The following is an 8,706-nucleotide window of genomic DNA, read 5'->3' as shown; positions in this document are numbered from 1 at the left end:
CGCTCTTCCGATCTCAGTCATTGCTGCACTACTTTTACTTTCCAGTCAGTACCCAGATAATCTATTAGAGCTTTCTGCCGCGGTTATGCTAGCGTGGGGGGCGACGTTCATTATCTTAATGTTCTATGGCTTCTTCCACCGAATCCTTGGTGAACGAGGGCTAAAAGCGATTGAGCGATTGATGGGGTTACTGCTGGTTATGATTTCAACTCAAATGTTCTTGAATGGAATCAAAGGTTACATGGCTGTCGCCGGATAACGCTCATTGGATCAATTGAATTTATGACAATAAAAAGCCGCTCATCAGTTGAAGCGGCTTTTTTGTTGGGCATGTGTTTCATCTTGAATTAGGTTGGCGCATGGAAGGCTTATGTCTTTCCAATAAAAACGGACTAAATCCATTAAAATTCAAGTTAATCAATATCAAGGCTGTGGGTTTTGGCTGTCAGGTAACATACGTTTATTGCGGATGTCGATTAACGCGCATACCCCAAAAACCAGGATTGATAACCTATCTCCCCAGCTTAAACTGAGTTGTTTTGAAAACGCCGCAGAGAAAATCACCGTTTGTAGAATATGAGTAAAAAAAAGAAAACCCATGATGATATGGAGCACTAAATTTAATGGGTAATGAAAGGGCACAAAGACATTGTATGCCAACACTCCCCATACCATTGCAATAACCGCCTTGGCGATGATGATTCCCCCATTCATAACGTACTCCTTTTCATTATTCTTTCGACTTATTCACGATTGATTGGCATGACCACTGGTTACCGCTCTAGTCTAGTAAACAGCCTGTAGCTGACTTGTCCTGTTGTCTTTTCTCTGTGGGTATGCCAATGCTCGGGTATCCCTTCCAAAGTCAGCTCTTTTTCTGTTTCAACATAAATGAGTGCGTCATCACTGAGCCAGTTATTCTGTTCAAGTAACACAATCGCTTCTGCTAATAGCCCTTTTCTGAACGGCGGATCAATGAAAACGATGTCAAACGGTGTTCCCGCTTGTTTCAAGTAGACCAAACTATCGCTGTTAACGACCTCAATGTTATCCGCTTTGAGCAGCTCTGCATTGGTTTTCAGCTGTTTGTATGCCTGATTGTTCAGTTCAATCAGCGTTACTGAGCCCGCTTGACGAGAGGCGGCTTCAAAACCTAGCCCACCCGATCCTGCGAAGAGATCGAGACACTTAGCTTGTGGCACATCTTGAGCAAGCCAATTAAAAACAGTTTCTTTTACTCTGTCTGTTGTTGGTCTTAGCCCTTCCAGGTCATGAACGGGTAATTTTCTTCCTCTCCATAGGCCTGTGATAATACGAACAAAGCCCCCGGAAGGCTTTTTTTGTGATGTGTTTTGCTGACGACGTCTTACCATAGATTTTTTGACCGCTAATTAAGTGTTACTATACACCGCTACTCTAAATATATCGTTAGGGTGTAATCTGAATTTTATAATGACAGAGTGTATCAATCTAATGAAAGATTTTTCACTGCTTTGTCATTTTCTTTTCTGTAGTAAGGATAATTCTACAGAAAAGTGTTGTTGTTAGTTTAGTAGATCTAGGATGTCCTCAGATGACGGAAAAAAAGAAACGCGGCTTACTCTCTTGGCTTGGCTTCGGTGATGAAGAGCAAACAAAAGATACACCAAAATCAGAACAGCAAGATGAGACTAGATCGGTACAAGAGTCCCCAGCTGAAGCAGACATAACAGCTGAAACCGAGATTGCTGTTGAATCTGATAGAGCAGGACCAGAAAATGCAGAACTTGTAGAGCAAAAGACTGAAGAGACATCGATACAAGACACGTCATTAAATGAAGTGCAAGATATTGAATTGGCAGTCGAGGTTGACCCTCCTGTCCTAGCAGAAGCAGAAGCAGAAGCAGAAGCAGAAGAAGTAAGAATAGAAGAACAAGAAAAACCGACAGAAAGCTTCTTCGCTCGTTTGAAGCGCAGCTTAAGCCGAACCAAAGCCAATATTGGCGCAGGTTTCTTCGGTTTATTCAAAGGCAAACAAATTGATGATGAGTTGTTCGAAGAGTTAGAAGAACAGCTTTTGATCGCCGATGTGGGTATGACAACGACGGTTAAAATCATTGATAGCTTAACGGAAAAGGCCTCTCGTCAGGATTTAAAAGACGGTGAAGCACTTTACGGGCTGCTTAAAGAAGAGATGTCAGAGATCTTATCAACGGTGGATAAACCATTAGAAGTCGATACGACCAAAACCCCTTACGTCATATTAATGGTCGGTGTGAATGGTGTCGGTAAAACAACGACGATAGGTAAGCTGGCTAAACAGTTCCAAAATGAAGGCAAGAAAGTCATGCTGGCTGCTGGGGATACGTTCCGTGCCGCCGCGGTTGAACAGTTGCAAGTTTGGGGTGAGCGTAACAACGTCCCTGTCATTGCTCAGCATACGGGTGCTGATAGTGCTTCTGTTATTTATGATGCGATTGAAGCGGCAAAAGCGCGTGGTGTTGATGTGGTTATCGCTGACACGGCTGGCCGTTTGCAAAACAAAGCGAACTTGATGGAAGAGCTGCGTAAAATTGTTCGTGTGATGAAAAAGATCGATGATTCCGCACCTCACGAAATTATGCTGACTCTTGACGCTGGTACGGGTCAAAATGCCATTAGCCAAGCGAAACTATTTAGCGATGTCGCGCCAGTCACAGGCATCACGTTAACTAAATTAGATGGTACGGCAAAAGGCGGGGTTATCTTTGCGATTGCCGATCAGTTCCAAATTCCAATTCGTTACATTGGCGTTGGCGAAGGTATCGATGATCTTCGTCCATTTAAAACCGAAGAATTTGTTGAAGCACTGTTTAGTCGAGAAGAGTAGTCGTTGTTTATTATCGTCATGGACTTCAGAAAGTAAGAGGAAGAGTAGGTGATCAGTTTTCAGCAAGTTAGCAAAGCGTATCGAGGCGGCCGTCAAGCTCTACAGAAAGTAGACTTTCACCTAAAAAGAGGTGAAATGGCCTTTTTGGGTGGGCATTCAGGTGCGGGAAAAAGTACCTTGCTGAAACTCATTTGTGCGATTGAACGACCAACAGATGGAAAAGTCAGTTTTAATGGTCACGATATCACTCGTATCCCAAATAAAGATATTCCTTTTTTACGCCGTAATATTGGCATTGTTTTCCAAGATCACCGGCTACTAATGGACAGAAGTGTGTTTGATAACGTAGCACTTCCTATGCGCATTGAATCGATCTCAGAGCACGACATTAAACGTCGAGTGAGTGCAGCATTAGATAAAACAGACCTTCTAGATAAAGCCCGTTGCTTACCTAGTCAACTGTCTGGTGGTGAGCAGCAGCGTGTTGGCATTGCGCGTGCTGTTGTGAATCGTCCTACTTTATTATTGGCCGATGAGCCCACCGGTAACCTCGATCCTGAATTATCGAATCGTGTTTTGAGATTATTGGAAGAGTTTAACCGAGCGGGTGTGACGATATTGCTGGCGACTCATGATATCGGTTTAGTGAATACTCGACCTCAATATCGGCATTTAGAGCTGAATCAAGGCTTTTTAAGTGAGGTCTCAGACTATGGGCGGTAATGTTCGCAATAAAAAATCGGCAAAAAAACGAGTCCAAAGCCCCTTTAAAACCATCGGCTTTTTCCAGTCTCATTTAAATCAAGCCAAGCGCTCGTTTGCTGAGTTGTGGGTACGCCCTCTTGGTAACCTGCTCACCTTGGCGGTCATTTCAATGGCACTGGCGATGCCTTCGTGTTTGTATCTGTTAGGCAAAAACATAGCAGCGGTAGCGGATACGGCGGTAAGCCCTTCCCAGATAAGCGCATACCTTGCTGAGCAGACACCCGAAGCTCGGATTATGGTGCTAAAAGATGAAATAGAAAGTCGTGATAATGTGGCGAAGGTCGATTACATCTCTTCCCAGCAGGGGCTTGATGATCTTAGCCAGTACGCTGGGTTTGAACAAGCGATAAGCCTATTGGATGACTATTCGCTGCCAAGTGTGTTGATTATTACCCCGAGTGAGGATGATAACGATCTCATTAAAGCTCTTGTTGGTAGCCTTAAAGCCCAACAAGAAATAACGGATATTCGACTTGATGAAGACTGGCTGGTTCGTTTGGATGCGATTCAGGCGCTCATCAGTGTTATTGTGATAGCGTTGTCATTACTTATGCTTTCTTCGGTTTTTCTGATCGTTGGCAATACATTGCGTTTCAATGTGTTGGCTAATAAAGATGAAATTCAAACGATGAAGTTAATTGGTGCAACCAACAGTTTTATTTTACGTCCGTATGTGTATTCGGGGATGTGGTTTGGCTTATTAGGGGCGTTATGCGCGTGGATTTTGACTGCGCTCATTACCATTTTACTTAATGGTACCGTTGAAGATTTGGCCATGCTGTATGATAGCCACTTTAGATTAATTGGACTTAGCTGGGACGAATCTCTATTGCTCATTATACTCGGTCTCATTCTGGGTTGCGCTGCAGCAAAAGTATCGGCACAGCGTCATTTAAAAGAAATTGAACCAGTTTAGGCGGCAAGTGTCGTAACCTAGGTAGAAATGAAAGTGTGTGCTATTTTGACTTGTAACACTTATTCGTTTGTGCATAATAATTATCCCCTGCTTGAAAGCTGTTCATCTTCGGTTCAAGTCAGTTGGGGTAAAACCATAATCCAGATCAGAGATTGATGAGGAATTGAATGACAACTAAAACGTATTCGATGGCAGTCGTATCGCAAGATAGCTTAGACAGTTATATTCGTTCAGCACACAGCTATCCAATGCTGACTGCGGAAGAAGAGCGCGAACTCGCTGAAAGATTACACTACAAAGGTGAACTTGAGGCCGCAAAAGGTCTTATATTGTCGCACCTGAGATTTGTTGTTCACGTTGCTCGTGGGTACTCCGGTTATGGCTTGCCAATGGCCGATCTTGTTCAAGAAGGCAATATTGGCTTGATGAAAGCCGTAAAACGTTTTAATCCTGAAGTGGGTGTTCGTCTCGTCTCTTTTGCCGTGCATTGGATTAAAGCTGAGATTCATGAGTACGTACTGCGTAACTGGCGTATTGTTAAGATTGCAACGACCAAAGCACAACGTAAATTGTTTTTCAATTTGCGTAAATCGAAAAAGCGTTTAGGTTGGTTTAATAACGGCGAAGTCGAAACGGTTGCTCGTGAGCTAGGTGTTGAGCCTTCAGAAGTACGAGAGATGGAATCCCGCCTGGCTGCACAAGATTCAACGTTTGAAATGCCAAATGATGATGATGAAAGTGGCCACTCTTATACTGCGCCTGTTCTCTATTTAGAAGACCAGTCCTCAGACCTAGCGGATAATGTTGAAGCCGACAATTGGGAGGCTCATACTAATAATCGACTAGGTTTAGCATTGGCGACTTTAGATGAACGTAGTCAGCATATTGTGCGTTCCCGTTGGTTAGACGACAACAAAACCACATTGCAAGAATTAGCGGAAGTGTACAGTGTTTCTGCCGAGCGAATTCGTCAGCTAGAAAAGAATGCGATGAAAAAGCTGAAAGCCGCAGTGGGTGAGTTTTAATTATCTAGATAAAACGAACAGCCAGTCAGACTATTGAATTAAAAAAAGCCGAGATCAAACGATCTCGGCTTTTTTGTATCTATGATCCCTAAATGAGCTTCACGCAAAGCATTGCCTGTGGGTAACTCTGTGCAAAGATTATTTAACACCTGTCAGAAAGCGGGGTAAACAAAGGCTTCATGAGTAAAAATCTGATGGGGATACTTTTCTATTTATTCACATATAAATAAAGATCAATACTATATATAGTGGATCGAAAGATCCAAAACCACGTTATCAACGCAATCCACAGACTTATGCACAATCTTGAACCTATTTGTACCGAGTGGATAACCATACAGCTTGTTGGTACTTATCAGGCTATGGATAGGTTACAATTACCCTTCATGAAACTAAGATAAAAAGGGTATCAAATTGGACGTATTTCAAACGATTAATATCGAACAAGCGCAAGCGTATTTAGAGCAATCAAGTGCCATTCTTGTTGATACTCGCGACAGCCAATCATTTGCTCAAGGGCATGTGGCTGGAGCATTCTCTTTAAGTAACGATACGATTGTTGAGTTTATGAATGAGGTTGAGTTCGAGCAACCGATCATGGTCATGTGCTACCACGGCATTAGCAGCCAGGGTGTTGCTCAGTACTTGGTTAACCAAGGCTTTACTGATGTGTATAGCATTGATGGTGGAATAGAAGCGTGGCGAAGAGCAGGTTTACCGACGACACAATAGAAGCCGCACCAGATTATGAATCAATGGCTGTATAAAGCCATGGCCATATTATTTGTGGCAACCTTGTGTGAGTGCAAAGTATTCTATAGGTGAAATGGTTAGATTATTCATTTTTTAGTAAGTGGTAGGTAGTCCATGGTCCGATTATTGACAATAAGTAACCCAAGAGCGGCTCAAGCTTTTATTGATTATCTGGCTTCAAGGCAAATAGAAGTTCGGATGATGCCGGAAGGGGAAGGCCAATTCGCATTGTGGTTGCTTGATGAACAACATCAGGTGGAAGTCGAAGCTGAACTTCAGCACTTTTTGAGTGATCCAACCGATAAGAAATATCAGGCCGCGTCTTGGACAATGGCAGAAACTCGCACCAGTGTATTCTCTTACAATACGCCCAGTTTTATTGGCATGATTAAGGCCAAAGCGGGTCCTGTGACCTTAATTGGGATGAGTGTCTGCATGGTGGTGTTTGTCCTACTCCAGTTTGGATTACAAAATCGTCTCTTTTCTTTGTTGCATTTCCCTGCTGAACCGAGTCAACAGATCCAGGTTTGGCGTTGGTTCACTCATGCCATTCTTCATTTTTCAGCCATGCACATTGTTTTTAATGTCTTGTGGTGGTGGCAACTTGGTGGGGATATTGAAAAGCGGTTAGGGTCACGTAAGTTGTTGCAGCTTTTTGCTGTGTCGGCCGCGCTTTCTGGCGTAGGGCAGTACTTTGTCGAGGGAGCAAACTTTGGCGGTCTGTCTGGTGTGGTTTATGCTCTGGTTGGGTATTTATGGGTGATCGGGACAAAAGTCCCTCAGCTTGGGTTAGGTATGCCTAAGCCGTTGATCGGTTTTATGCTGGTTTGGCTCGTTCTCGGATTTGTTCAGCCTTATATGGCGATTGCCAACACGGCGCACTTAGTGGGTTTACTGTCCGGTGTGCTTGTGGGGTTACTTGATGCGAGTAATAAGAAGTTCCGCAACATGCAGTAAGAGTTTAGTTTAGTTGTAAAAAGGCTTTCGCTATACGCGTAAGCCTTTTATTGGGATGGTTTTTATTGATACGGCTCTTGTTGATACCGTCTCTATTGATACAGGTATTTGGTGAATAAGAGATCAGCAATGATGGTTCGCCCTGTTTCTGGAAGTAAAATCGCATTCAGCTTCTCTACCAGCACTTTTCTTAAATCTTCTCTTCCGGCTAACGATTTTACTGTATCTTCAGATTGCTGTCCGAGTAACTCAATAACCGCATCGCGGATCAAAGGTTGGTGCAGCTCTACGATCGGTAGGTCTGCCGCACTGGCGACCATAATATCGATGCGCACTTGGATATAGCCAAGGTTTTTACCTTTGGTATAAAAATTAGTGGTGAGATCCGGCTCGAGTGTGAAATAAGCCAGCTGCGGTGCTTTTTCTTCTTCTGCATAACTTGGTAACGAAATGAGAAGAGTAAAAATAGTAAATATTTGGGCTAGGTAACGTTTAAGCATATTAATGACTTTTCTTTCTTATAATGATGATACTCGTAACAACAGAGTCTTGTTACAATAGAGTATCTATATGTAATGAAATGCATTTTGCATTTCTCGGTTGGTTTGACCAATCTTTGCCGCTTTATTCTACGATGTTAAAGCTAATAATTGAATACTAGTATGAATCTATCAACTTCGCTCTATCTATCTGCTTTACTTGAAGTAAATTGGCAGGATCCCACAGGTTTTGACTTTCCGTCTCAACAATCTCGAGATTGGTTGTTGGAACTCGGGTCATTGTCTCGCCTGCTCGAACGCCATTGTGACGACTTAAGTGTAGACTTATTGCACAACCGTATAGTGAAAGCTGAGCGATTAAATCAGCAAGAAATCGATCTTTTATCTTTAGATCCGTGCTTATTGCGTAAGGTGGTCCTAAAAGGGGATGGCGTACCTTGGGTTCTTGGCCGAACCTTGATACCGAGTACCTCGATTGCTAAGCAACAATATGACTTAACCGAGCAAGGTGAAATACCGCTTGGGTTGACCGTATTCAGTACTCATAATGTTCAACGAGACGCTTTACAAGTCGGGTGGGCTGATACTGAGCAGGGACGTTTTTTAGCTAGGCGCTCTCGATTATGGATGAACAATAAACCGATGTTGGTGGCGGAGTTATTTTTACCATCTTCTCCGGTTTATTTTGAAGAGAACAACAAATGAGTTCGGTAAATATTAAAGTAAGATCGTACTGGCAGCTAATGCGAATGGACCGACCGATAGGTTCATTGCTGTTGCTTTGGCCAACGCTATGGTCTTTGGTTGTTGCGGCTGAAGGCCTCCCTCGCTGGGATGTGGCTGTGGTGTTTACTTTAGGTGTGGTGCTCATGCGTTCTGCGGGATGTGTGATCAATGACTTTGCTGATCGCCATGTTGATGGTCATGTAGATCGGAAGAGCG

General features: G+C 43.2%; 12 protein-coding genes. 9 read left to right on the top strand and 3 right to left on the bottom strand.

Going from position 1 to position 8,706, the window contains the following annotated elements:
* The coding region (locus ACP45E_RS07775) for a MarC family protein (protein WP_277815688.1) at window positions 1–259 on the top strand (259 nt) is incomplete at its 5' end.
* A gap of 164 nt (window positions 260–423) precedes the next feature.
* Here ACP45E_RS07775 and ACP45E_RS07770 read toward each other — a convergent pair.
* Both ACP45E_RS07770 and rsmD read right to left on the bottom strand, forming a co-directional pair.
* Window positions 424–714 (bottom strand): DUF1145 domain-containing protein, encoded by a 291-nt coding sequence (locus ACP45E_RS07770; protein ID WP_017036860.1) that lies wholly within the window; start codon window positions 712–714, stop codon window positions 424–426.
* A 59-nt stretch (window positions 715–773) separates the two neighbouring features.
* On the bottom strand, window positions 774–1,373 hold the full coding sequence (gene rsmD / locus ACP45E_RS07765) for a 16S rRNA (guanine(966)-N(2))-methyltransferase RsmD (RefSeq protein WP_017038500.1): 600 nt from the start codon (window positions 1,371–1,373) through the stop codon (window positions 774–776).
* A gap of 200 nt (window positions 1,374–1,573) precedes the next feature.
* On the opposite strand from rsmD, the gene ftsY reads away from it, so the two are divergent.
* From ftsY to glpG, 6 genes are all read left to right on the top strand, one after another.
* Window positions 1,574–2,848, top strand: a complete 1,275-nt coding sequence (gene ftsY, locus ACP45E_RS07760) for a signal recognition particle-docking protein FtsY (protein ID WP_017036862.1) — start codon at window positions 1,574–1,576, stop codon at window positions 2,846–2,848.
* Window positions 2,849–2,896: 48 nt separating this feature from the next.
* A complete protein-coding gene (gene ftsE / locus ACP45E_RS07755; protein WP_017036863.1) occupies window positions 2,897–3,571 on the top strand; it encodes a cell division ATP-binding protein FtsE in 675 nt (224 codons plus the stop codon).
* Complete coding sequence (ftsX, locus tag ACP45E_RS07750) at window positions 3,561–4,529, top strand: permease-like cell division protein FtsX (RefSeq protein WP_017036864.1); 969 nt, start codon at window positions 3,561–3,563, stop codon at window positions 4,527–4,529. Before ftsE ends, ftsX begins: the two co-directional genes overlap by 11 nt.
* Window positions 4,530–4,696: 167 nt before the next feature.
* Complete coding sequence (gene rpoH / locus ACP45E_RS07745; RefSeq protein WP_017036865.1) at window positions 4,697–5,554, top strand: RNA polymerase sigma factor RpoH; 858 nt, start codon at window positions 4,697–4,699, stop codon at window positions 5,552–5,554.
* 414 nt (window positions 5,555–5,968) lie between these two features.
* Window positions 5,969–6,286: a thiosulfate sulfurtransferase GlpE gene (glpE, locus tag ACP45E_RS07740; RefSeq protein ID WP_017036866.1), complete on the top strand. Its 318-nt coding sequence runs from the start codon at window positions 5,969–5,971 to the stop codon at window positions 6,284–6,286.
* Window positions 6,287–6,421: 135 nt separating this feature from the next.
* A complete protein-coding gene (glpG, locus tag ACP45E_RS07735; RefSeq protein ID WP_069584861.1) occupies window positions 6,422–7,264 on the top strand; it encodes a rhomboid family intramembrane serine protease GlpG in 843 nt (280 codons plus the stop codon).
* A gap of 92 nt (window positions 7,265–7,356) precedes the next feature.
* Here glpG and ACP45E_RS07730 read toward each other — a convergent pair whose 3' ends face one another.
* Window positions 7,357–7,764: a flagellar basal body-associated protein FliL gene (locus ACP45E_RS07730; protein WP_017036868.1), complete on the bottom strand. Its 408-nt coding sequence runs from the start codon at window positions 7,762–7,764 to the stop codon at window positions 7,357–7,359.
* A 162-nt stretch (window positions 7,765–7,926) separates the two neighbouring features.
* Here ACP45E_RS07730 and ACP45E_RS07725 point away from each other — a divergent pair, with 162 nt between their 5' ends.
* Together ACP45E_RS07725 and ACP45E_RS07720 are read left to right on the top strand one after the other, a co-directional pair.
* Entirely contained in the window at window positions 7,927–8,469 is a 543-nt protein-coding gene (locus tag ACP45E_RS07725) for a chorismate lyase (RefSeq protein WP_017038498.1), read from the top strand.
* Window positions 8,466–8,706, top strand: a 241-nt coding sequence (locus ACP45E_RS07720) for a UbiA family prenyltransferase (RefSeq protein ID WP_198927698.1), incomplete at its 3' end; no start/stop codon positions are given. The genes ACP45E_RS07725 and ACP45E_RS07720, both read left to right, overlap by 4 nt.

It is taken from the genome of Vibrio genomosp. F10 str. 9ZD137, from assembly GCF_049974785.1.
Classification (GTDB): Bacteria; Pseudomonadota; Gammaproteobacteria; order Enterobacterales; family Vibrionaceae; genus Vibrio.
The sequence above is the reverse complement of the archived record's forward strand: the minus strand, read 5'-3'. Positions and strand labels throughout refer to the sequence as shown.